The organism is Moraxella atlantae NBRC 14588, assembly GCF_001591265.1.
Lineage (GTDB): Bacteria > Pseudomonadota > Gammaproteobacteria > Pseudomonadales > Moraxellaceae > Faucicola > Faucicola atlantae.
Map to the genome: position 1 here is coordinate 40191 of NZ_BCUL01000006.1, position 24964 is coordinate 65154.

At 49.3% G+C, this 24964-nt stretch carries 17 protein-coding genes, 5 tRNA genes and 1 pseudogene; 7 read left to right on the plus strand and 16 right to left on the minus strand.

The genetic code is table 11. From position 1 onward, the window contains the following. Positions 1 to 107 precede the first annotated feature (107 nt). On the minus strand, positions 108 to 1748 hold the full coding sequence (locus tag MA2_RS05135; protein WP_067057532.1) for an inorganic phosphate transporter: 1641 nt from the start codon (positions 1746 to 1748) through the stop codon (positions 108 to 110). 245 nt (positions 1749 to 1993) lie between these two features. Continuing rightward, a complete protein-coding gene (locus tag MA2_RS05140; RefSeq protein ID WP_067057535.1) occupies positions 1994 to 3490 on the minus strand; it encodes a UvrD-helicase domain-containing protein in 1497 nt (498 codons plus the stop codon). Between the two features lie 218 nt (positions 3491 to 3708). Here MA2_RS05140 and truD point away from each other — a divergent pair, with 218 nt between their 5' ends. Beyond that, positions 3709 to 4854, plus strand: a complete 1146-nt coding sequence (gene truD, locus MA2_RS05145; RefSeq protein WP_245945286.1) for a tRNA pseudouridine(13) synthase TruD — start codon at positions 3709 to 3711, stop codon at positions 4852 to 4854. On the opposite strand, the gene MA2_RS05150 is transcribed toward truD, so the two are convergent. Continuing rightward, positions 4851 to 8186, minus strand: coding sequence for a DNA translocase FtsK (locus tag MA2_RS05150; protein WP_245945285.1), 3336 nt, complete (start codon positions 8184 to 8186; stop codon positions 4851 to 4853). The two genes, truD and MA2_RS05150, sit on opposite strands and share 4 nt — an antisense overlap. 745 nt (positions 8187 to 8931) lie before the next feature. Here MA2_RS05150 and trxB point away from each other — a divergent pair. From trxB to MA2_RS05165, 3 genes are read left to right on the plus strand one after another with little or no spacing between them, the layout of a single operon-like run. Beyond that, positions 8932 to 9936, plus strand: coding sequence for a thioredoxin-disulfide reductase (gene trxB, locus MA2_RS05155; RefSeq protein WP_067057718.1), 1005 nt, complete (start codon positions 8932 to 8934; stop codon positions 9934 to 9936). Positions 9937 to 9954: 18 nt separating this feature from the next. Further along, positions 9955 to 10746 carry a leucyl/phenylalanyl-tRNA--protein transferase gene (gene aat / locus MA2_RS05160; RefSeq protein WP_079351947.1) on the plus strand — a complete coding sequence of 264 codons (792 nt, stop codon included), beginning with the start codon at positions 9955 to 9957 and terminating at the stop codon, positions 10744 to 10746. Positions 10747 to 10752: 6 nt separating this feature from the next. After that, positions 10753 to 11562, plus strand: coding sequence for an arginyltransferase (locus tag MA2_RS05165; protein WP_067057541.1), 810 nt, complete (start codon positions 10753 to 10755; stop codon positions 11560 to 11562). Positions 11563 to 11567: 5 nt separating this feature from the next. Here MA2_RS05165 and rimI read toward each other — a convergent pair whose 3' ends face one another. The 6 genes from rimI to MA2_RS05195 form a co-directional block, all read right to left on the minus strand. Beyond that, positions 11568 to 12083, minus strand: coding sequence for a ribosomal protein S18-alanine N-acetyltransferase (gene rimI / locus MA2_RS05170; protein WP_079351944.1), 516 nt, complete (start codon positions 12081 to 12083; stop codon positions 11568 to 11570). Between the two features lie 93 nt (positions 12084 to 12176). Next, the gene (gene tuf / locus MA2_RS05175) at positions 12177 to 13367 is read right to left on the minus strand and encodes an elongation factor Tu (RefSeq protein ID WP_067057544.1); all 1191 of its coding nucleotides are present in this window, start codon (positions 13365 to 13367) and stop codon (positions 12177 to 12179) included. Positions 13368 to 13673: 306 nt separating this feature from the next. Then, positions 13674 to 13748 (minus strand) — tRNA-Thr (locus MA2_RS05180). 48 nt (positions 13749 to 13796) lie between these two features. Beyond that, a tRNA-Gly gene (locus tag MA2_RS05185) sits at positions 13797 to 13870 on the minus strand. 31 nt (positions 13871 to 13901) lie between these two features. Beyond that, positions 13902 to 13985: transfer RNA gene (locus MA2_RS05190), tRNA-Tyr, on the minus strand. Between the two features lie 29 nt (positions 13986 to 14014). Then, positions 14015 to 14090, minus strand: a tRNA-Thr gene (locus tag MA2_RS05195). A 246-nt stretch (positions 14091 to 14336) separates the two neighbouring features. On the opposite strand from MA2_RS05195, the pseudogene MA2_RS10890 reads away from it, so the two are divergent. Further along, positions 14337 to 14492 (plus strand): annotated as a pseudogene (locus MA2_RS10890) (IS607 family transposase); the annotation flags it as partial. Then, positions 14489 to 15646, plus strand: coding sequence for an RNA-guided endonuclease InsQ/TnpB family protein (locus MA2_RS05200; RefSeq protein WP_067057547.1), 1158 nt, complete (start codon positions 14489 to 14491; stop codon positions 15644 to 15646). The pseudogene MA2_RS10890 and the gene MA2_RS05200, both read left to right, overlap by 4 nt. Before the next feature lie 146 nt (positions 15647 to 15792). On the opposite strand, the gene MA2_RS05205 is transcribed toward MA2_RS05200, so the two are convergent. The 5 genes from MA2_RS05205 to speC all read right to left on the minus strand — a co-directional run bounded on the left by MA2_RS05205 (position 15793) and on the right by speC (position 23190). Next, entirely contained in the window at positions 15793 to 16533 is a 741-nt protein-coding gene (locus tag MA2_RS05205) for an FHA domain-containing protein (protein ID WP_067057550.1), read from the minus strand. 69 nt (positions 16534 to 16602) lie between these two features. After that, the gene (gene gspD / locus MA2_RS05210) at positions 16603 to 18996 is read right to left on the minus strand and encodes a type II secretion system secretin GspD (protein WP_067057553.1); all 2394 of its coding nucleotides are present in this window, start codon (positions 18994 to 18996) and stop codon (positions 16603 to 16605) included. An 81-nt stretch (positions 18997 to 19077) separates the two neighbouring features. Then, the gene (locus tag MA2_RS05215; protein WP_245945284.1) at positions 19078 to 20064 is read right to left on the minus strand and encodes a type II secretion system protein N; all 987 of its coding nucleotides are present in this window, start codon (positions 20062 to 20064) and stop codon (positions 19078 to 19080) included. 12 nt (positions 20065 to 20076) lie between these two features. After that, the gene (gspN, locus tag MA2_RS05220) at positions 20077 to 20898 is read right to left on the minus strand and encodes a type II secretion system protein N (protein WP_245945283.1); all 822 of its coding nucleotides are present in this window, start codon (positions 20896 to 20898) and stop codon (positions 20077 to 20079) included. A 132-nt stretch (positions 20899 to 21030) separates the two neighbouring features. Continuing rightward, positions 21031 to 23190: an ornithine decarboxylase gene (speC, locus tag MA2_RS05225; RefSeq protein ID WP_067057560.1), complete on the minus strand. Its 2160-nt coding sequence runs from the start codon at positions 23188 to 23190 to the stop codon at positions 21031 to 21033. 314 nt (positions 23191 to 23504) lie between these two features. Here speC and MA2_RS05230 point away from each other — a divergent pair. Further along, positions 23505 to 23580: transfer RNA gene (locus MA2_RS05230), tRNA-Glu, on the plus strand. 75 nt (positions 23581 to 23655) lie between these two features. On the opposite strand, the gene ispD is transcribed toward MA2_RS05230, so the two are convergent. Further along, positions 23656 to 24405 (minus strand): 2-C-methyl-D-erythritol 4-phosphate cytidylyltransferase, encoded by a 750-nt coding sequence (gene ispD, locus MA2_RS05235; RefSeq protein ID WP_067057564.1) that lies wholly within the window; start codon positions 24403 to 24405, stop codon positions 23656 to 23658. A 29-nt stretch (positions 24406 to 24434) separates the two neighbouring features. After that, a complete protein-coding gene (locus MA2_RS05240) occupies positions 24435 to 24767 on the minus strand; it encodes an FtsB family cell division protein (protein WP_067057567.1) in 333 nt (110 codons plus the stop codon). Between the last annotated feature and the right edge of the window lie 197 nt (positions 24768 to 24964).

Genomic DNA, 24964 nt, shown 5'->3' on the forward strand with positions numbered 1-24964 from the left:
TCTTAACATCCAAGAGGCTTTTTTATATCTGGCTTTTTGTGGTGCATAAAAAAACCCCCAATGTTGTTTGAGGGTTTTTTGATTGCGGTGCTTAACTGGCTTTGGGCTTAAGCAAACAACGTGCTAAACAACCAAAACAGGCCGCCCGCCAAAATAATCGCCGCAGGCAAAGTCAATACCCATGCCATCAACAGATTGACAATGGTCGATTTTTGCAAGCCACTTTTGTTGGCAAACATCGTCCCTGCCACACCCGATGACAACACGTGTGTGGTCGAAACAGGCAAGCCCCAAACGTCCGCCATACCGATGGTAGACATCGCCACCAACTCAGCTGACGCGCCCTGCGCATAGGTCAAGTGAGTTTTACCGATTTTCTCACCCACCGTGATCACGATACGCTTCCAACCAACCATCGTACCAAGTCCCAAAGCAATCGCGATCATCACCTTAACCCACGTTGGGATGAATTTGGTAGCGTTATCGATATTGCGTTTAAAGCCGTCCACATCTTCGCCCAACTTACCTTGCAGCAGCTCAGGCTGTTTGGCTTTTAGGTTTTTGATTGCCTCAGAGGTCAAATACATGTCGTTACGGATGTTGCCAACCACTTGGCTGTTCCAACGCTGCATATTAGGCTCAGCACGCGCTTGTTCGCCGATGCTATCAACCGTATGTGCCAATGCAGGTAAAACTTTATCGTTCATTTGTTTGTTTTGTACAAACGTGGTCAAAATCTGACGGCTGTTTTGGTCATTAATCCCTGCCAACGCGTTAGGATTGCTAACTTGGCGTAGCTCTTGCGCGGTCACCTGAGCCAATGCGCCAAATTGCGCACTCTCTTGTGGTGAAATGGCATGGTTCAAACCGTATGCCATCGGCACCACACCGACCAAAATCAACATGATCAAGCCCATGCCTTTTTGTCCGTCATTTGAGCCGTGAAAAAACGACACACCTGTACAGGTCAAAATCAGCAAACCGCGAATCCATGTGGGTGGCGGCTTGTTACCCTTAGGTGCTTGGAACAATTCAGGGTGTTTGGCAAACACTTTTTTCAAAACAATCAACAACACCGCTGCCAAACCAAAGCCAACAATCGGCGATAGCAGCAGCGACATACCGACTTTTTCGACTTGTGTCCAGTCCACACCTGCTGTCGCGCCGCGTCCGTGCATCATCGCGTTGGCAATACCCACACCGACAATCGAACCAATCAACGTATGCGACGAGGACGCAGGCAGACCAAAAAACCATGTGCCCAAGTTCCACAAAATCGCAGCAAATAGCAGCGCGAAAATCATCGCAAAACCATTAGCAGAGCCAACCTGCAAAATCAGCTCAACAGGTAGCAGCGAAATAATCCCAAACGCCACCAGACCACTGGATGTTAAAACACCCAAAAAGTTAAAAAACCCTGACCACACCACCGCAGCAGGCGCAGGCAGTGAGTGGGTATAAATCACAGTCGCCACCGCGTTGGCGGTATCGTGAAAACCATTGACAAACTCAAACGCCAACGCAATGAGCAGCGCGACGCCAAGTAGCACATATGGCATCAATGTGGTCGGCGCTTCCGCCGCCATACTGATGTCATGATGCACATTAAAAAACATATACACCAAACCTGCAATCAATACGCCGAAGAAAACGATGACGGTCGCTATGTGTGGCTTATGATGAAGCTGGGGGCGTGAATCCGCAAAGGGGTCGTGCGGTGCGCCCAGCGTGGCAGCAGAATCTACCATGATGACCTCAAGATGTGAGTGACGAATAGACAATGGTTAGTGATAAACCACGTAATCAGGCAACAACGTATACAGTTTTTGTCTAATGTGTAATTTTGATGAAAAAATGTGTACTTTTAATGACAACCACGCGCTTTTTGTTACGCGATTTTAAACGGTTTTAACAAAATATTTGCATACTCGTGCTAAAACGTTGAATCACTGGTGATTTTTTCATACTTAAACAAAGATTTTTCAGCGACAAGTTACTGATAAATTACCTTGGTATCGGCTTGCAGGGCGTTGAGTAACGGCTGAATATGAAACACGTCTAAATTCATCTTGGCCCGCGTACAGGCAACATACAGCAGGCGCAGCTCCTCGGGGCTGATTTTGACCGCTTGCTGCGTGACATCGTACAAAAAATCATCGTCGATTTGCACGCGCTGCCACTCCAAACCTTTGGCTTTGTGCGCCGTTGAGATAATATAATCCGCGCTTTGGCTGTCGCTGAGGCTAGCAATCGCGTCGTTGAGCGTGTTTGTGCCGTGTTCTTCAACCAGCTTGACCCATGTTTTGAGATCACTGCCCTCGCTGGTTTCGCTGTAGTCTTGCACCTCACGCCAATTATTAAAATACGCCAACTCTGGTACGCCAAACGCGGTTTGTCCTTTTTTTAAGCGTTCGGCGGCTTGGCTGAATTTAAGCAGGCGGTCGGTATCGGCTTGCAGGGCGACTTTGTGCCCCATCTTAAGCCCATCTAGCAAGCGCAGCATGGCATTGGCATTGGTGCGGCACAAAATGGCGTCTTTTTGCCCGTGCATCTGTTGTTTTGCCAACGTTGAAGGCATGACAGGGTTGCCGCGCAATGGTACTTGCTCTTGCAACGCTGACAAAAACGTGTTGGCAACCTCGGCGATTTTATCGCCAAAGCGAAACGATTGCGTGAGCAAGGTTTGCGGTAGTGGCAAACGCTTCATGGCATTGACCGCGCCGCGCCACTCATAAATCTGCTGGTGGGCATCACCCACATAAATCACCTGTGTCGGCTGCTGGGTCAAAATGCCCATCATCAACGGATCAGCGTCTTGCGCTTCATCAAACAAAATAAAATCGGCGGGGATAATTGGCTTAGACAACGCCCACAGTTTTAAATAAATATCATGCCCAATGCCTGCAGGATGGCGTGGGTCAATCGATTGCAGCCAACGTTTTTCAACGTACGGATACAGCTGTTCGCGCAACTCCTCGGCATCATTGGGTGACAGCCAGCTGGGCAGCAGCAAGTGGCGCGGTGCAGGGTAGCTGGCGTGGGTACTACAAAACTGGCTGACCGCATCGGCAACCATCCGCGCTTGGCGTTCAGGCGATAGCGTGACGGATTGGTTTTTACCATCCATCACGCGGCGCACTTGCAGCGGATGCAGCCCCAAATCGTGCGCTAATCGTGTCGGTGAAAACCGTGGTAGGCGCAACTTGGCGGTGATATCACGCGACGTGTGACGAAACGCCAATGAGTGAAACGTGCGGCAGTCGATATGACGGGCAAATTTTTGCTGAGCCTCACTGGCAATGGCTTTATTAAATGCCAAATACAAACCGCGCCCACGCAATTGGTTGCCAATTAAATTCAGCGTTGTGGTCTTGCCTGCCCCTGCATAAGCGACGATTTTAAACGATTGTCGTGCCATCGCCATCTGTAATGCCTGTTGTTGCTCCTCGGTGGGCGCAGGCTGCGTGATGGGTGATATTGGCGATTGCATAATATAAAAATATTCCTAAAAACAAAGGCTTGTGCTAAAAACACGCTGTTTGATTAACTGGCAAAAAAGCGGTCTATGATAGCAAAATTTGGCACGTTTTGACAGCTGACCATGCCCAAAATCTTTGAGCTAAATTGGGCTAAACCACGTTACTTCAAGCCGTGGGTTTGCTATCATGCACATTTTAATTGTTAAAATTTTGCCCGAACAACCGCGTTATGACCACACCGATGCACCTGCCGCCACTGCTGTATCCGCAAACACCCACGATTGCACGCGCAATCTATAAAACTTACTCACAGGATTTTATCGTTGAAGAGCAATTAACTATTGATTTTAGCGAACAAGGTGAACACCTGTGGCTACAGTTACAAAAAACGGGGCTAAACACCGCTTATGTGGCGCGATTATTGGCGCAATGGGCGCAAATTCCTGTCAAAGACGTTGGCTATTCGGGATTGAAAGACCGCCACGCTGTGACGACGCAGTGGTTTAGCCTGCGCTTGCCACACAAGCACTTACCTGCGGCTGATTTTGCTCAATCTATGGCAACCACGCTTGCCGATGGCGAGCGCATCACGATGTTAGCACAACACTGGCATGGCAAAAAACTTCAGCGCGGCACGCACACAGGCAACCGTTTTGACATTACCCTGCGTGAGGTGCAATGCGCTGACCGTGCCGCGTTCAACAAGCAGCTGACGCAAATCACACATGACGGCGTACCCAATTATTTTGGCAGCCAACGCTTTGGGTATGATGGGCAAAATCTTGCTCACGCTTTGACGTGGTTTGCCAAGACAAATGCCAAATCGCGTACACCGAGCAAACGTAAAAACGCAATGCGTCACGCCACAGGATTGTATTTATCGGCGGCGCGTGGTGCGTTGTTTAATGCGATGGTTGCTCAACGTGTGCAAGATGGCACATGGCAAACCCCTTTGGACGGCGAAGTGATGAACTTGGCAGGCAGTCACAGTGTATTTACTGCGCCAACCATTGATGATAGCCTGCGCGCACGGTTGGTAGCAGGCGATCTTTACCTCACCGCCGCGTTGTGGGGCGACGGCTTGCCGATGAGTAGCGCACAAGTCCAAGCATTGGAACTGGCAGTCATCGGCAGCAACGAATGTTACCAGGCCCTTGCCGAGGGGTTGGCGGCGTTTGGTATACACCAAGAACGCCGCGCCATGCGTGTTGTCCCTCAGCGTCTGACGGCAAATTGGCACGATAATGCAACGCTGACCTTACGTTTTGACTTGCCTACAGGTAGCTTTGCCACGGTGGTGCTGGGCGCGTTGGTGCAAGATTTGGTTTTAGCCGCATCTGGTATGGACACATCTGGGGATGATGCGCTTGCTTAAACCAACAATTCGCGCTTACCACTTTTGCCCATGGGGCTGACCAAACCTGCTTCTTCCATGGCATCGACGATACGCGCGGCGCGGTTATAGCCAATGCTAAATTTGCGCTGAATGCTAGACGCGGACACCTTGCGCGTTTCCATGACAAACGCCACGACTTCATCGTATAGCGCGTCATCATCGCCCAGTGTGCCTGCACTGCTACTATCTCCGCTGCTCGATGAGGACAACTCAAAGTTATCAAACATATTGTCGATATAATCGGGCGCACCGCGTTCACGCCACGCATCACACACGCGATTGACCTCGGCATCACTGATAAATGCGCCATGCACGCGAATTGGCTCGTTTTGCCCCGGTCCTAAAAATAGCATATCACCGTGCCCGAGCATGTCCTCAGCACCGCCTGCGTCCAAAATCGTGCGTGAATCGACTTTTGAATTGACCCGCAAGGCAGCACGTACAGGAATATTGGCTTTAATCAAACCTGTGATGACATCTACCGATGGGCGCTGGGTTGCCAAAATCAGATGAATGCCTGCCGCGCGCGATTTTTGCGCCAATCGCGTGATGAGCTCCTCAGCTTGCTTGCCAACTTGCATAATCATATCGGCAAATTCATCCGCCACCACGACGATTTGGGGCAAGGGTTTGAGCTTAGGCGGCTTGTCTTGGCTTGCGCTGTCATGCAGTCGCCACAACGGATCAAGTAGCGGCTGTCCCTCGTTTTCGGCGGCGATGACTTTTTTATTAAATTCATCAAGTTTACGCACTTTAAATAGCGACATCAGTTGATAGCGGCGTTCCATCTCGCCCACACACCACGACAGCGCGCTGGCAGCTTCGGTCATATCGGTGACAACAGGGGTCAAGAGGTGTGGAATATCGTTGTAATTGGCAAGCTCAAGCTGTTTGGGATCAATCAAAATCAAGCGCAGCTCGGTCGGCGTGTACTTAAGCAGCATCGATAACAGCAGCGAATTGACCAAAACGGATTTCCCCGAACCTGTGGTACCTGCTACCAACATGTGCGGTGCTTTGGCAAGGTCAGTTAGTACAGGCTTGCCTGCGATATCCTTACCCATTGCCATGCTGATCAGGGCTTTAGGGTCACGATAGGCATCGGTTTGTAGCAGCTCGATGAGGCGCACCATTTGGCGTTTGGGGTTGGGCACCTCGATGCCGATGTACGGCTTACCAGGGATGACCTCAACCACGCGCACCGATGCCATCGACAGCGAGCGCGCCAAGTCTTTGGCAATGCCCGTGACCTTGCTGACTTTGACACCTGCCGCCAACTCTACTTCAAAACGCGTCACCACAGGTCCTAATTGGGCATTGACAACGGTTGCCTTGACGTTAAATTCTTGCAATTTGATTTCAAGCAGCTCAGATAGTTGTTGCAAGGCTTCTAAGCTGTAGCTGGGTTTGCGGTCGGGGTCGGGCAATTCTAGCAAGCTAAGCTCGGGCAAAGGCGGTAAGCTTGCACGATACGCCGCGGTTTGCATGGCATGTGATGGTTGGCGGTGGCTGGCGTGATCCTGCTCAATAGCAGCAGGATTGACAGGCGCAGGTTGGCTAGGTGGTGTGGATAACGCGCTGTCAATTTCCACAGGACGTTGGTCTACACCACGCGTTGCTGTGTTTGCTGGTGCCGTATCGTTGGACGCGATTGGGGTTTTTGCCAATACTTCGGCAGGATCTATCTTGGTATCTATTGTCGTGTTATTTGTTTGAGCAGTATCACTTAAATCTATCGTGGGTGCTAATACAGTTTCAGATAGCGTTACAAAAGCTGTTTGAGCATCAGTAGGTGCTGCTGTTTGTGTGACGGTTTGCGTATTTTGTGCAATGGGTGCTTGCATATTGCCCACTGCAGCAGGCTCAGCAGGCGCTTTAACCAAAACCTCTTGCGTGGGTGGTGTATCTTGCGTGGTTTCTTGCTCCACCACTGCCATTTGGCGCAAGCCTAAAATTTCAGCTACCGATTGTACAGCTGGTTGGTCGGTGGGTGGTACCGCTTGTGCTTGCTCAAGAGCGACAGTTGGCGCGCTATCCGTCAAGTCATTGACAACAGGGTCGCTGTCGGTGTCTTGCGCAAATTGCCAAGAGGGCGTGGGTGTGTTTTGCGCCGATGATACAGGCGGTGTTTGGGCAAGGGGCGCGATTGGGTCAGTTTGAACATCAAACACAGGCGCAGTATTTGGCTCAAGATTTGCTTTAAGATCTGGCGCAAGGTTTGGTTGAGGCGCAACGTTAGCGGTATCTGCCGCACTCGTAGCCAACGGTACGAGCTGGGCTGCTTCAGGGATAATAGTTAGCGTGGGTCTGGCAGGTGCGCGCTCCATGCAGGATGGTTTGGCAGACTGCACACGAATGACCTCGTTTTGTAACTGACCGTCTAAGCGTTTGGTAATTTTGACGTTTGCCGCCGCATCAGCATTAACTGGCTGAAACGGGCGATTGCCTTCATTACTGTCGGGTTGCTCGCCCAGTTGACTCTCACTAAAACCCGTTTCATCCAAAAATTGCGCTAGCACTTGCTGCGCGTCAATTATGTTGGCATTCTGCGTTGCGTGGTCTGTCTCGGTACTGCTAGCATGAACCGCTGTCGATGCGTTTACCGCCTCGGACGCGGTGGGCATGATATCTTTAGAAGTGGTTGATTGTGCCGCATTATTGTGCACTGCGCTAGCTTGAACCGTGGGTTGGTTATTTGATCCACGCGTGCGCCAGTTGCGATATAGCCGCGCCACAGGAATATCAAACGTCAAAATACTGGCAAGCAACACAAACAGACACAAAAACACCAACGCGCCCCAATAGGTCAAAAGGCTCACCAAGCCTTGCGCCGCTACCTGCCCCAAAACACCTTGTGCCAACCACGATTGTGCCAACACGCCTGTCAAAGCGGCGGTGGCAACGATCAAAAAACCATAGCCAAGCGTACGAATTGCGCCCATCGGTTGTGGATTGGTTTGCCAAACGCGATACGCCTCGACGCTTGCAATAACCACCAGCCACCAGCTTGCCGCACCCAAAAATGAATACAGCACATCGGCAAGCCACGCACCGCGCAGCCCCAACAAATTGCTAACATCATCGCCACTGACCATCGACGCGGTGGCAGCGGATGAATCGGCATTTGTTGCGGTGGAAAGCGCATTTGGTTGCAATGCTGCCGAATCGACTGCGGTTGAGCCCAAGGCAGTTGAACTTAAATGCGACCAACTGGGGTCATTGGCAGAATAACTGACCAATGCCATGGCAAGCAGCAACGCCACCACCAACCACAAGCACGTTATCACGCTGCGCCGAACATAGTACCCCAACTTGCCCCACCTTTTTATCACACGTCGATCAATCAATATTGCGCTTACTGTGGTCTTTTAAAGACCCGGCCAGCGTCTATTTTTTCAAACCGTTTATCAAACAAACTGTCGTAAAAATCTCTTGCAAAACGGCATGGTTAAAGGCGTTATGATAACAAAACTTACCTTGGCTGTGCGGAATTTTTATTGGGCAATCATGGTGGTTTTGCAGCCATGCATGGCAATGCATCGAGCAAAATGCATATTTATCTCAGTTGACTTCCTCCCCTCCCTAAAGTGAGGGGATTCCTTCTGCAAGACGGTGAAGCCCCACCGCAAACCTAAGACAATGGCAACCGCCCGTACGACACACCGTACATCTTAGGTTCTTATTTTAAGCTAATCCTACCGTTAGGATTGTCATAGACACGAATTAGCTTAAGTGTGTGTTTGGAAACGTCTTACCAGTTAAGTTACTGCGTACTCGCAATTTAGTCTTAACTTAACTGTGGAATGTAAGACATTGAATATAGTGAGATGAGTATAGCAAAACTCATCGCATTTAACAATTGCCTTATATCCACCGCCTGAAGTCGGTGGTTTTACGGCAACGAATGATAAATTTGTAATTTTAACACAAAATCGATAAATGTTTTAAAATACTAAACCATACAATCAATAATTAACACTTGTTATTTTATCGCCAACACTCTATGCTAAACCTAATTTGATGGCTTTTAAACCGTTTGACATATTGGATAACGTTATGACTAATACTTTTCACCATTCTTTAATCATCTTGGGCTCAGGGCCTGCAGGCTACTCTGCTGCTGTTTATGCTGCACGTGCCAACCTAAATCCCGTCATTATTACAGGTATGCAAGTTGGCGGACAGCTGACCACAACCACCGAGGTTGATAACTGGCCAGGTGATCCTGAGGGCTTGATGGGGCCTGACCTGATGGTGCGTATGCAACAACACGCCGAACGCTTTGGTACGCAGCTGATTTATGACCATATCAACGCGGTGGATTTTGACAAGCGTCCGTTCACCTTGACAGGCGGCAATGCTACTTATACCTGTGACGCGCTGATTATCGCCACGGGCGCATCAGCGCAGTATTTGGGACTAGAGTCTGAACAAAAGTTCATGGGTATGGGTGTATCGGCGTGCGCAACCTGTGATGGCTTTTTCTACAAAGATCAGCCCGTGGTGGTGATTGGTGGTGGCAACACAGCCGTTGAAGAAGCGTTGTATTTGTCAAATATTGCCAGTCATGTGACTTTGGTACACCGCCGTGATACACTGCGCTCAGAAAAAATCTTGCGCGATCAACTACTTGAAAAACAAGCCATCGGCAATGTTAGCATCGAGTGGAACAGCCAAGTCAAAGAAGTCGTTGGCGATGCCAGTGGCGTAACGGGCGTAATCATTGAAAATGTGCAAGATGGCAGCCAAAAGCAGCTTGATGTACTTGGTATGTTCGTTGCTATCGGGCATAAGCCAAACACCGATATTTTTGCAGGCAAGCTGGAGATGAATAACGGTTATATTGTGGTCAAAAGCGGCTTGCACGGTAATGCCACTGCCACCAGTGTTAAAGGCGTGTTTGCCGCTGGTGACGTGGCTGATCACCAATATCGCCAAGCGATCACCTCAGCAGGAACAGGCTGTATGGCAGCGCTGGATGCCGAAAAATACCTCGACGCACTGGCATTGGCTCAAGGACAAGCGCACCCTGACGATGTCGAAATTGATCACGAGCATTGATGGGTCTTGGGTAATACGTTGGCTGATTTAAACTATCGCTTTTTATTTCCAGACGCAACACAGGCCGATCCTGAGGGTACGGGGTTGGTCGCTATTGGCGGTGATTTAGATGTTGATACCTTGCGCTGTGCGTATCAGCAGGGCTTGTTCCCGTGGTTTAACCCAGGTGAACCGATCATGTGGTGGTCACCTGAACCGCGCTGCGTTATTTATCCTGAGACATTTAAACCCAGCAAATCGCTTACCCGACGTATAAAACGTAGCGATTGGTGGCTAACGATTAATACCGCGTTTGGTGCGGTTATCCATGCCTGTAGTGAGGCGCGAGCATATAGTGACGGTACGTGGATTCATGCGTCGATGATCGATGCCTACCAAAACTTGCATGCACACGGCGATGCATATAGTATTGAGATTTGGCAGCACAAGCCTGACTTATCCACCGATCATTTGACCGATCAAAATTTGATTGGCGGCTTATATGGCTTAAAGTTTGGGCAGGCATTTTTTGGTGAATCGATGTTTCATCGCGCAACCGATGCATCCAAGGCAGCATTTTTTGTTCTCATGCGTTTAGCCAAGTTGTCGGGTTTTGCGTGGGTGGATTGTCAGTTGCCCAATGCTCACTTGTTAAGCCTTGGCGCAAGTATTCTACCACGCGATGAATTTTTGTCCAAATTGGCAAAACAGGTGACCCAACCGAATATCAATTGGTCAGCGATCAGTGGCAAGCCTCATCGTCTTGCAGACTTGCTCAATGATAACATCTGGCAATACCACAACCACGCGATCATTGACATTCAGTCATAACACACGATGGATAAATTTAACCAATCAATCCCAAGCTTACTTGCCAGCCAATCTACCCCGTTACACCAATGCAGTTATCTGCCTGACCGTGCAGCACGGCTTGAGTTTATTGAGCTTAAAGATGCACACAGTATGGGTATGGCGTTGTTTTCGCAATTTTCGCGCTTGGGCTTTCGGCGCAGTGGTCAGCACCTATACCGTCCGCTGTGTTTACATTGTCAGCGTTGTATCACCACGCGTGTGCCTGTGCAAGACTTTATGCCCAGTCGCAGTCAGCGGCGTGTCCTACAACGTGGACAAGGTATTCATAGCCATGTGATCGGCTGTAATGAGCTAAGCGAGGTGCATTATCAGCTTTATGCGCGTTATATCTGCGCGCGTCACAGCGACGGCGATATGTATCCGCCAAGCTATGCAAGCTTTCAACGGTTTTTGCAATTTAGCTTCACCGATTCGTTTTGTATCGAATTTTGGCAAGATCAAAAACTTGTTATGGTCGCGGTATGCGACGCGCTAGACGATGGTTTATCCGCGGTATATACGTTTTATGATCCAGCATTACCACGCTTGAGTCTTGGCACACTGTCAATTTTGCGCCAAATTGACTATGTCAAGCAGCAAGGGCTGGACTATTTGTATTTGGGCTATTGGGTACCCGATAGCGAAAAAATGCAATATAAAACCAATTTTTATCCCATCGAATTGTTGATTAACCAAACATGGCATTACTTTGACCACCAAGTCAGCCGTACTGACGTTGAGCCGTATTTGCAAGCGGCACTCAAACAGCGGTATCGTGATTCTTGGCAACGTTAAGTTGGTCATCTACAAGTGGTCAGATCTAGTTGTAAAATCAGGGCGTCACAACGGCTACCATCGGTATTTTTGTAATAATTTTTTCTGATATGAATTTGCTGAAAACCAAGTTTGCCATATAAGGCACGCGCTGCTGTGTTGTCCTCGCGCACTTCTAACAATAGCCTTTCGACAGATTGCTGCTTAAGCTGCGCCGTCACTGTGGTGAGCAATTGCTGCGCTATCCCTTGCCGCTGATAATCGGGCGCGATCCCAACGCGCAACAAGTCTGCACTGTCAAACACTTGACTAATCAACGCATAGCCGATTAGCTGACCGTCGAGTGATAAGCGCACAGCCGCTAGATGCCCAGTAAAACTTAGCCAATGTTCAATGCTCAATGCTGTCCATGCATCATCGAATAATACACGTTCTAAATGCGCTATCTGATGGATATGATTTGCACTGGCGGTGCGATTATTCTGCGTTGTCTGATTATTTAACCAAATCAAATCACTAACTTGCCCTACTGCGTTTTGCATTCTCTACATAACTCTCATTTATCCTAAAGCCTATCCATAAAAAAAAGAGCCACCAACAGGCAGCTCTTTTTTAGGTGTATGACCTAAGTGCAATTACGCAGTTACTTCAGAAACCACGCCAGCACCTACCGTACGACCACCTTCACGAATCGCAAAGCGCAAGCCTTTGTCCATCGCGATTGGGTGAATCAATTCAACGCTCATCTCAACGTTGTCACCTGGCATTACCATTTCAACGCCTTCTGGCAAAGTGATCGCGCCAGTTACGTCAGTGGTACGGAAGTAGAATTGTGGGCGGTAGCCATTCAAGAATGGAGTGTGACGACCACCTTCTTCTTTTGACAACACGTATACTTCTGCGTCAAATTTGGTGTGTGGTTTGATTGAGCCTGGTTTTGCCAAGACTTGTCCACGTTGTACTTCTTCACGTTTGGTACCACGTAGCAGTACACCACAGTTCTCACCTGCACGACCTTCGTCTAGCATTTTGCGGAACATTTCTACACCTGTACAGGTGGTTTTTTGGGTTGGTTTGATACCGACGATTTCGATTTCTTCACCAACTTTGATGATGCCTGATTCTACACGACCTGTTACAACGGTACCACGTCCAGAGATTGAGAATACGTCTTCGATTGGCATCAAGAATGGTTTGTCAATCGCACGTTCTGGTTCTGGAATGTAGCTGTCTAGGGTTTCTAGTAGTTCTACAACAGCTGGTTCACCGTATTTGCCATCATTGCCGTTTAGGGCTTCTAGAGCTGAGCCTTTGATGATTGGGGTGTCATCGCCAGGAAAGTCGTAGCTTGATAGTAGCTCGCGTACTTCCATTTCAACCAATTCTAGTAGCTCTTCGTCGTCTACCATGTCACATTTGTTTAGGAATACCATGATGTATGGTACGCCTACTTGGCGTGATAGTAGAATGTGCTCACGTGTTTGTGGCATCGGACCGTCAGTGGCTGATACGACTAGAATCGCGCCGTCCATCTGGGCTGCACCAGTGATCATGTTTTTAACATAGTCAGCGTGCCCTGGGCAGTCTACGTGCGCGTAGTGACGCGTTGGGGTATCGTATTCAATGTGTGAGGTGTTGATGGTGATACCACGCGCTTTTTCTTCTGGCGCTGAGTCGATTGAGGCGTAGTCTTTGGCTTCACCGCCGTAGTTCTTGGCTGCAACGGTCGCAATCGCCGCTGTCAATGTGGTTTTGCCGTGGTCAACGTGTCCAATGGTGCCGACGTTGACGTGCGGCTTGGTGCGTTCAAATTTGGCCTTTGCCATGGTGTTATCCTCTCAAGTTAGCCCAGTACGTTTGATAACGCTTTGGGTGATTGCTTGACGCAATTTTAACGATTCTTGCCTAAAGCCGCAAGTAAGCGTTTAAGACAAAATATCGCACAGTTGTTAATGTGGGGATTTTATCTTAAATTTATAGGTTTAGAATGAAATAATATAGCACAAAACATTAAATCTTACTAGGTTTTGGTAAGGTTTAGCTAATTTTTTTTGTAAAAAATTTTATTGGTATATACCAAAGCTAGCAATTGAAAATATTATAGGAATTAGGGGATTGGATTTCCACAAACGTGGAGCTCATACCGAGAGTTGAACTCGGGACCTCTCCCTTACCAAGGGAGTGCTCTACCTCTGAGCTATATGAGCATAGGATGAGCCATTTTGGCTATCAGGCAAGATGTAAGCGCGCAGGTATGGAGCGGGTGGCGGGAATCGAACCCGCACCATCAGCTTGGAAGGCTGAGGTTCTACCACTAAACTACACCCGCAAGCTGATTTTACATCTTTACATCGCAGATATGGTGGTGGGAGAAGGATTCGAACCTTCGAAGCTCTCGCAACGGATTTACAGTCCGTCCCCTTTGACCGCTCGGGAATCCCACCAAAGGGTCTTTCAAGACTGATCTGCTAAATGGTGCCGGCTGCCGGAATCGAACTGGCGACCTACTGATTACAAGTCAGTTGCTCTACCAACTGAGCTAAGCCGGCTTAGCAGTTTTGCCTTCGACGCTGCTGTTTGTATTGGCTAGCGTTTGCTTGGCATTGCTTGAAAGTGGTGAGCATTTTAGCAAAATTTTCACAGGTTGCAAGTGTTTTTTTTATTTTTTTGCATTTATTTTGCTAAAATGGGTGCAACAGCGCATTTTGGTAGTGCTTTTATGCGTTGGTGGCAGGGTTACTAACTGCTTATTGAAATCTAACTAAATCTATTCAATAATACCCATGATAAATAGATTAATAAGCATCAATCAAGGCGAAAACCTATCCTTTGAAGAAGAACTCGCCCAAGACGTACTCGAAATTATCACCGTATTTTCAGCACGGCTTTACGGCTCACGCAGTAAAAAAAATAAACAACTACTCGAAGCCGTCAAAGAGGTTTTAGAATGACCGTCATTCGTGGACACATCATTCGACTTGACCCTACCGACAAACAAGCCACCTACTTTGCTAAAGCTTGCGGTGTCGCTCGCCTTGCCTATAACTGGGCATTGGCAGAATGGCAAAACCAATACAAATTAGATAAAGCCTACCGTGACGACTGCCTAGCAAACGGTATCGAAATTGACAGCACCAAACTAAACAAACCCTCACAAGGCAGTTTACGCAAACAGCTGAACGCCATCAAACGCACCCAATTTCCCTTTATGATGGAAGTTACTAAATGTAGTCCACAGCTTGCTATCATGCAACTAGGAGACGCATTTAAACGCTTTTTTAAAGGCGAAGCCAAATACCCACAATTTCGCAAAAAAGGCGTAAACGACAGATTTAGCCTATCCAACGACCAATTTAAAATAGACCACAAACGTATCAAAATTCCTAACCTTGGTTGGGTGAAAATGCGTGAACCCTTACGCTATGATGGTAAAATCCTATCTGCCAAGATTTTTAAAAAAGGCGACCACTGGTTTGTATCGGTGGCTGTTGAATTACAAGACACACCACAGCCCATACCCAAAACAGGCAAAGTGGTAGGTATAGACTTAGGTATTACCGATTTAGCCGTATTATCAGACGGTACAAAAATCCAAGCACCCAAACCGCTTAAACAGCAATTACAAAAACTCAAACGTCTAAGCAAACAACTGAGCCGTAAACAAAAAGGTAGTAACAATCGTGCCAAAGCGAAAACCAAGCTATCACGATTACACGCCAAAATCAGCAATATCCGTCAAGACTTTAGCCACAAACTCACCACACAGCTTGTTAAAGGCTATGATGTGATTTGCATTGAAAATCTGAACGTAAAAGGCATGGTGCAAAACCGTAAATTAAGCCGAGCCATTAGCGATTTAGGTTTTTACGAGTTTAAACGCCAACTGATTTACAAGGCAAACCAATGGGGCAAAGTCGTTAAAGAAGTGGATAGATTTTATCCGTCAAGCAAAACCTGCTCAAATTGCGGTTTTGTTATGGCTAAAGCGGATTTGACCTTAAATGTGCGTAACTGGCAATGCCCTAGCTGTCACAAACAACATGACCGTGATGTCAATGCCAGTATCAATATTTTAAACAACGCAACAAAAGTTTTAACTGTCTAACAGTTAAAAAGGCGGTGAGTTCCACCGTGTCAGTCTATGGAGTTGATGTAAGACTTTAGCCCAATGGCAGCAAGCTAACAACGGTGAAGTAGAAAGAAAACGCTAATTTTGCCATTTGGTAGATTTAGGTAGGTTTTTCGGAACGGTTAGCGAAAAAACAATGCCACGATGATGATCAACGCCACGATCACAACGACGGCAATAGCAACGGTGCTATGCTTGCTGCCTTGTTTGGCAAGCTCGTGGTGATCCTCGCTGGCGGTTGGCAATAATGCAGGTGCAGGGTCGCTGGGTGTTGGCGCAGGTACGGCGGCTTTGGGCATAACATCATCAGTTGCTGTGGGCGTTGGCACAGGGGCAGGCTGTGGCTGCTTGGTAACAGGTACGGGGCTGATGGTTGGTGTGTCGATATTGGTGGTGGCGGTGTTGTGAATCGCGTTATCTGTGGCAAAATCTTTGGCTGTCGGTGATTCGTGGCTGATGGTATAAACGTCTGTGGTCTGTGCATTAGGCGTGGTGAGCATCGCCTCAAGCGCGTCCATACCGTCGGCTAAGTCATCGCTTGCCACTACGAATGCCAATTCTGCAAACGCGACTTCATCACCAGGCTGCAGCGCGACAGGGGCATCTGCAATACGGCTGCCATTGACGAATGTACCATTTGCTGAACCCAAATCCTGCAACCACACTTGCCCATCTTGTACTGTCAAACGTGCGTGTTGGCGTGAGACTTGCCCACTTGCCAATACGATATCATTTTGTGCATTGCGTCCGACGGTCAAGTCGCGATCAATATCCAAGGTTAAATCACTCAACGCGGGCGATAAGCCAATCAGCTGCCATGTCAAGGGTGATTGGGTGGTCGGTGATGTGGGCGTTGTAGACATGGCAATATCTCTTAAATGGTTGAATTTATGACAATTTGAAGTGGCTATTTGGGGGCAATTTGCTCAAGTTTAGGGATTTGGCGCGGTGGTGTCAAGCACAGGGATAACGGCAGGTGGCGTGGGTATCACGGTGATCGGTGTGCTATTTGCACCAGACGCGGTCACGCTGACAGGCGCGACAGGTGGGTTATCACGTGTGTTGACGGTTTGGGATATGCTGCGCCCTGCAACGGGTGTGTTGGTTAGGTTTTGTGCAGTCGGGCGTACCAAATCATTGGTTGCAATGTTAATTTCGCCCTGACGTGGCACAGGTGCAGGGTTTGGATACATCGGTGGAACATTGAGCGGTAGCTGCTTGAGCGTGCCGTTTTTGTCAATCACCAGTTGCATGGTGCGAATGCCGTCAAGGCTGCGCTCGGTGACACTGGCAACCGCGCTGCCATTGCGTAAAATTGTTGGCTGCAAGAACACGATTAGGTTGGTTTTGTCGGCATTTTTACTTTTTGAGCGGAACAAACCGCCGATGCCTGGCAGGTCACCCAAACCTGGGACTTTTTGTTGGTTATAAGTGCTGTTGTCGCGCATCAAGCCACCAAGCGCGATGGTTTGCTGATCATCTGCCAATACGGTGGTACGAATCAGGTTTTTGTTGGTCACCACGCCGCTGGTGTTGTTGAGTGTGCTTTCAACCAATGATGACACTTCTTGTGATATCTCAAGGCGTACTGTGCCATTTTCGCCGATATGTGGAATGACGTTGAGGTTTACACCAACATCTTGCCGTGTGATGGTCTGAAACGGATTGGTTGAGCTGTTGCCATTGGTGGTGTAAGAACCTGTGACAAACGGTACGTTTTGCCCAACCAAGATATTGGCTTTTTCATTGTCTAACGTGACGATAGACGGCATGGACAGCAAGTTGGCGCTGTTGGTTTTGTCAATAGCCTGTAAAATCGCGCCATAAAATTCGCGGTTGCCGCTGCTATTGACGCGGCTATCCCCCAAGCCTAAAAACGCGCCTGATACCGCGGCGGCGGCTGAACCTGGTGTTTTTTTGATGACCTCGGTGGCAAGGTTAGTCAGCCCTGCGCCAACGTTGCTAAAATTGACAATCCCGATGCCGCTGTTGGCACTGCCCAATGCCCACTGTACACCAAGCTGCTGTGTGTCGTTGCCCGATACTTCCATAATAGCCGCTTGAATCAATACTTGGTCGCGGCGGCTGTCTAGCTGCTCAATGGCGGCTTCAATTTCAGGCATCAGCTCAGGGCTGGCATTGACGATCACCGAATTTTGGGTTTGATCCGCGATGATGCTAAAGGGTCGTCCTGTGTTACTGGTGCTGTTGGTGCTTGCGGTGTTGGTTGTGCTGGTGCTGATCGGTGAGCCTGTCGGCGAGCTTTCGTTGGTGGTATTGGTGTTTGTGGTGGTCGAATTTGTGTTGTTGTTGTCAAACATTGACGTGGCTTGTAAGGTGCTGGGGTCGCCTGCGCTGTTGATCGATTGGTAAGCAAGCAAAGCGCGCAGCATGTCAGCGATGTGTGGCGCGCTGGCATATTTGAGGCGAAACACGCGTAAGCCGCTTAGGCGTTTGGATGAAACGGTATCAAGCTGCTCGACCATTTGGCGCACTTTGGCGGTCAGCTCGGGGCTGCCTTTGACCAATAGACGATCAGCGGCAGGGTCAGCAATCAAGCTGATCAGCCCGTTACTGCCACTGCTGCTAACACCGCTACCTTGCCCACCCTGCCCTTGTGCTGAAGCACTGCTTGTGCCGCCGCCTGCCGTGCCAATCAATGAATTGAGCAGATCCATCATACGTTTGGGATCAACATGGCGCAACGGGATGACGGTGAGCTGATCATTGACGTTGTTATCAAGGTTGGCAATCAGCTTGGCGTATTCGTTGAGGTGGTCGGCACGGTCGGATAAAATCACCGCGTTGAGGCTGTTTACCGCTGTGGCGTTGGCATACGGTGGCATCATCGGGCGCAAGACATTTAAGATGTCATTGGCATTGGTATTGGTGAGGTAAAAAATCCGTGTCGTCATCTGGCTGCCGCTGCTGCGTCCGCGCAAATCCACGTCAATACCCGACTGCTTGGCTACCGAATCAGGCACCAGCTCGGTGATATCGCCGCGATTGATGGCGACAATGCCGTTGACTTTCATCACCGCCAAAAACAAATCGTACACTTCTTGTTCGGATAAGGTTTTGTTGGCAATTACGGTGACATTGCCATTGACACGTGGGTCAAGCACAAAGTTTTTGTGCGTGATACTGGCAACTTGGTCAATAAACGCTTTGATATCCGCGTCTTGCAGGTGCACTTTGTAGCCTGTTTCGGCATGTGCGACAAGACTTGTCAGCCCCGTAGCAGCAAGTAAGCACGTACCCAACCAAGCGCGGGCAAAAGACTTTGACAACCGCAGCGATGCGGCAAATCGAGGTTGAGCGTTCATAACATTCCTAACAGGGTTTCTTGCTAACAGGTTTTTCACCTTGCACTACATTAACAAAATTTTTTTACCACATACAAGCATTTAAAATGATTGGCGCACAGTGATGACTTGATCGCCGCGCTGGACTTGGATTTGGGCGTTGCCCGATTGGCGCACTTGCTTGAGCAATTCGGCATCCTGCTGTGGGCTTACGCCAACGTTTTGCCCGTTTACCGACACCACACGATCACCCGTTTGCAAGCCCAGCCGACTTTTTAGCCCTGCTGGTGTGCCATCGGTGACCAAATAGCCCTCACCTGTTGCGGCAACACCCATTTGGCTGAGGTAGGCGGCAGGGTTTTGCTCAAGGTTGTTAATCGCGCCTGTCAGTGCTTTTCTTGCGCCTGTCTCAGACGGTGCAGCAGCGACAGGATTGTTTGAGCTAGCAGGTTCGCTGGGGTCGTCGCGTTCGCGCTCATGATCAGGATTGCCACTTGGTGCTGTATTGGCAGACATGGCATCACTTAGGCTAGGCGATGGGGGTAACAAGCTATTGCTACCTGCTTCACTTTGTTTGGCGCGGATGGCATCGCTTTGGTCAAGGGCGAACGGCTCACCAAATTTCACTTCAACCTGTTGCCCGTTGGCAGCTAGCAATACGATGTGATCGGCATGCACGGCAAACAGTTTGTAATCGGTATCACCAATCGGGTCACCAACGCGCACGCTCTGGGTTTTGCCACCTGCGTTGAGAATAGCAAATGACAGCCGTGCAGGATTTGCCACAGTCACACCCAACACCTTGATATCTGGCGGCGGCTCAGGCATGGTCTGCTCGGGTGTTGGCGTGGTGGGTTGGGCGAATATATCCAGCGCATTGCTACTCATTGGCGCACTGTCGGTCGGCTGCAAGGCAACAGGCGGCAAGTTGGGGATGACTGGTGGAGCAAGCACCAGCCATATCAGCCGTGCAACCGTCCATGCCAACCACACCAACATCAGCAATAACAGCAACGGATAAAATTTTGTCAACATATTGGCGGTGGCAGCGTTATTTGGCGCATGAGCAGCGCGAAGCGGTTTTTTCATACGTACCTTGCCCTAACGTAATGCGCCGATCGGCTGACGGGTGGTGACAATCACGCTGTCATCCACGCCTTTGCCTTGGTATTTTGGCATGGTTTTGAGCAGTCGCTGGGTCAAAGCAACATCCAGCATGCCATCGTTATCCAAACGCAAATCCCCAAGCCGCTGCCCTTGTTCATTGGTTAAGGCCAAGTGCAGCGTTGCGCCGTTTGTACTGGCATTGTTGGCACCGCGCGCCATTTCACTGCTGAGCGTGCCCAAAATCGTTGGTAAGTTGAGCTGATACACGCGCCCTGCGTTGGGGTAGCCAACCTCACCACCTGCCCAGTTGAGCGTGCCCTCTGCTTTGGGATAACCTTGTTTGGTTTTCTTGACTTGCACGTTTTTAAGTACCAGCGGCGTGTCAGGCAGTTGCCAATCAACCAGCTGGCGCAGTGTTTCAGGCGCGATTTTCCCAGATAAATCAATGACTTGCCATGCTTTGCGACCAAGCGCGATGTCACCTGTCAAGTGCGTTTGGCGGCTATCGATTTTGACGGCAAACCCCATATTGCCCGTCAATGAACGCCACGGCTGCCACTGCCAATCCACCGTACCAACCAGCGGCTGATTGGGGCGCACGCCTAGCTGCCAGTTGGCTTGCCCGTGCCACAGATTGCCCGACACGTGCTGCAAGTAAGGATTATTGGGTGCAAATTTTTTGACCAACCACGCGGCTGGCAGCTGTACGATCAAGCTTGCAGCAAATAACAGCAACCCAAGCAGCCACCACCACGGTGACGGGCGACGCGCAGGCATATCCGCCGCGTTTGCTGAAGTCAAAGCCAAACTTGCCACGCCGTCATACCCCCTTTGCTCACCTTACACTCGCCTTTCATCTCACCAAGCAAACACGCTAGCATAACGCCTAAATTTGACAAAATGATGGCAATCCAAACCATGTGCGCTCAAATTATCATCCTAGTTTGTCTAACGCGCGCGATCGTCTGCTAGCACATACGCGTACGCGGTTTTGCGCCCAGCATCGTTGTAGTCCCAGTACACGCCTTGCACCTCAGGCTCAAAACCTGGCAAGCGATTCACGCCATCTTCTAATGCCAAAAAGTAGTTCAACACCGCGCCGTCCCAAATCTCTCCTGGTACGATACAGTATACACCAGGCGGATACGGCAACGCACCTTCCATAGCAATGCGTCCGCGAATCTCGCTAAGTGGTACCAACTCAATCTGATTTTTGATAAATGCCACATGGGCATCAAACGCACTCATGGCAACTTTAGGACGGTGCGCGCGCTCAAACATTTGTTTTTGCAATTGATTGAGCTGATATTGCTTATAAAAGTCGTGCAGCTGTTGGCATAGCTGATTAATACTCAACGCACGGTAATGCACAAACGCCTTGGCAAGCGTTGGCAACACATCACTGACAGGGCTGTCATCACGAATATGACGCTCAAAACGCACAATCCGCGCCACCAAATGCTGAAATTTTGCCAACGTCTCGGCAGGGGTGAGTAAAAACAAAATCGAATTGAGATCTGCCTTTTCAGGAATCACCGAGCTTTCACGCAGATAATGGGCTAAAATTGCCGCAGGAATCCCCGTGGACTGGTATTCGCCTGTTTGCATATCGATGCCGGGTGTGGTCAGTAGTAGCTTACACGGATCGATAAAGTACTGATTTTGAGCATAATGATTAAAGTCATGCCAACGCGCGCCTGCCTCAAAACGGAAAAACCGAATATCATTGGCGATTACTTCGGTGTCATAATCTTGCCACGGTTTGCCGTCAATTGTCGGTGGCACAAATGGCAAAATTAACTCACAGGTATCAAGCAGCATTTTACGCGCCTCAATCGCACCGACCACGCACTCATGCCACATACGCTGCCCTGCCTTGCCTTCATGCATTTTGGCATTGACATCCAGTGAAGCAAATAGCGGATAAAACGGGCTTGTCGAGACGTGCATCATAAACGAATTATTAAAGCGTTTGTGATTGACATAACGCGCCTGCCCACGAATATGGTTGTCTTTTTTGTGGATCTGTGAGGCTTGCGAAAACCCTGCCTGCTGCTTGTGTACCGATTGGGTCACCAAAATACCTGGATCATCTTCGCCCAACTCAAGCAGCAACGGCGAACAATCGCGCATCATCGGGATAAACTGCTCATAGCCGACCCACGCGCTATCAAACAAAATGTAATCGCACAAATGCCCAATTTTTTCTACCACTTGGCGCGCATTGTAAATCGTGCCATCATACGTACCCAACTGAATCACCGCCAAACGCAGCGGACGTGGTGCATCAGCACGTTCAGGCGCGACCTCACGAATACGCGCACGAATTTCAGCTTCCTCAAAACAATACGCAGGAATACCGCCGATCAAGCCGTACGCGTTGCGGTCGGTTTCTAGATACACAGGCGTACCGCCTGCCATCGTTAGCGCGCCTTGATACACCGATTTATGATTATTACGGTCAAACAACACCAAATCGCCGTGCGTCACCAACGCCCCAATGGCGATTTTGTTTGATGATGACGTGCCATTGAGCACAAAATACGTCTTATCTGCATTAAACACCTTGGCGGCATGGGCTTGCGCCTCATAGGCAGGGCCTTCATGAATCAGCAAATCGCCTAAACGTACATCGGCGTTGCACGAATCGGCGCGAAACAACGGCTCGCCAAAATACAAATAAAACCGCCGCCCCGATGGATGCTTGCGAAAAAACTGCCCACCTTGGTGCCCTGGGCAATCAAACGCCGCGTTGCCGTAATCGGTGTACTCCATCAATGCCTGAAAAAACGGCGGATCCAGCGTGGCGATATAATCACTTGCCGCGGCATTGACTAACTGCCCGTTGTAATACTTTTGGTCATCGGCAAGCTCAAGCACACCATATACATGCGGCAGCCACTCATCGGGCACGCTATCGCCGTACTTGATCGCCACAAACGTTGGGATATCAAAGCCCAAACTGTCCAATTCCTCATGCACAAACGGCAAATCCGCCATCGTCACCACCACCGCCGCGATGTTGGTAAAATCTGTCGAATCCAGCCCAATCGTGCGATAATTAACATTTAAAGCATATTCAATGCCTGCGCTGATGGCGATTTTCATCGTCGTTGCTCCCGCTGCATCTGGCTAACTGCCGTCTGGCAATTATTTCATTATCATATAAAAAGTGAGTCGTTGAAAAGATAAAACCTAAAGCTAACAAACCATCAATTTTTGCCGCCTATCTTACCCGAAAAGCTGCGCCAACACCACCCAAACACACATAGCCTGTATTTATCACATCGGCAACATGTGACCGTCACAAAAAAAATTTGGCAAAAATCGCATAAAAATACTTGACGCGTCCTGCCAAAACCACTATCATATACTTCCCGCTTGGGCAAGGTGCTTTATAGCACATCCTAATAGTCTTCTGCGTCCCCATCGTCTAGAGGCCTAGGACATCGCCCTTTCACGGCGGTAACCGGGGTTCGAATCCCCGTGGGGACGCCACTTATTTCAAAATCGCCCGTCTATTGAGATGGGCGATTTTTTTGTGTCAAATTTGCCAGCAACACGACGACACCACTAAGTGTGCACGAGCCACGCCTCAGCAAATACGATATCTTCGGCAAAGGTCAGCTTAATGTTGCTGTGGCTACCCTCAACCAACAACGGATAATCGCATGGCTGTGTCGCAAAATGCTCAAACAAACTGGCTTCATCGGTAAAGCCTAGCCCCAACGTTTGTGCCTGCTGCAAATAATCCAACAATTTAGCAATCGGGAACAACTGCGGTGTTTGCGCCAACCACAGCTCATTGCGCGCCAAGGTGGCTGCCGCCAAAGTTTGTCCGTTTTGTACGGCGGCGCGTTTGACAGTATCGCGCACGGGTACTGCCAGCAGTCCGCCTGCTACCTGTTGCGTCGCCTGTGCAATCAGCCGCGTGACATCCGTCGCTTGCACACACGGACGCGCTGCGTCATGAATCAGCACCCAATCATCGGCACTGTCAAAACCTGCCTGCCAAATTGCTTGCACGCCGTGGCGCACCGAATCCATCCGTTCTGCTCCCCCCTCAACCCAAGTAGTCGGCAGGGCAAAATCCAGCGTTTTGGCAATGTCATCATCACGCGCAATCACGATGTGGCAGTGCGTGATCGGCGCAACCTGAGCCAATGCCGCCACACTGTGTTGTAACACAGTCTGATCATGAATGCGCGTATACTGTTTGGGTAGGCTTCCCCCAAAACGCTTGCCCACACCTGCAGCAACGATCAACGCGTGAATGCGCGGCGTGGCGACGGTTTGGGCAGACTTTGAGGCAAACTTTGGCATAGTTTTGCAAAATAGATGATATGAGTAAATTAAGGTGAGGGACGGCTGACGGTGCTATCAGGGCTATAGACTTGCTCGGCGGTGGACATCTGGACAAACGTTTCACCCGATTTAATCAGCCCCAAATCCACGCGCGCATGCTCTTCTACCGCCTCCAAACCGTTTTTGAGGTCATTGACATCGGCGGCTAGCACGGCATTGGCCTTTTGTTGTTCGCTATTGATGTAGCGTTGTTCGTTGATTTGCTGATTGATTTTTGCCACATCGCCATGCCCATTGACGCCAAACCAATATTGCCACTGCAACGCCAACAGTACGGCAATGGCAAACACAATCATCAAAAGTTGGCGGATATGGGTCATGGGGTACAATCAACAGCTGGCAATAAAAACGCGGTCAAAACTTGGCATAAGAGAGCTAAAACTTGCGCTTCATTCTAGCAAATCAAGGCAGCAATGATAAGCGTTTTTGCACCGCTTGAGCGCAAAAAACCAAAGGTGCACCTGTGGCACACCTTTTTTCAATTACTTGATACTTTGATTTAAGCGATTTTATAGCT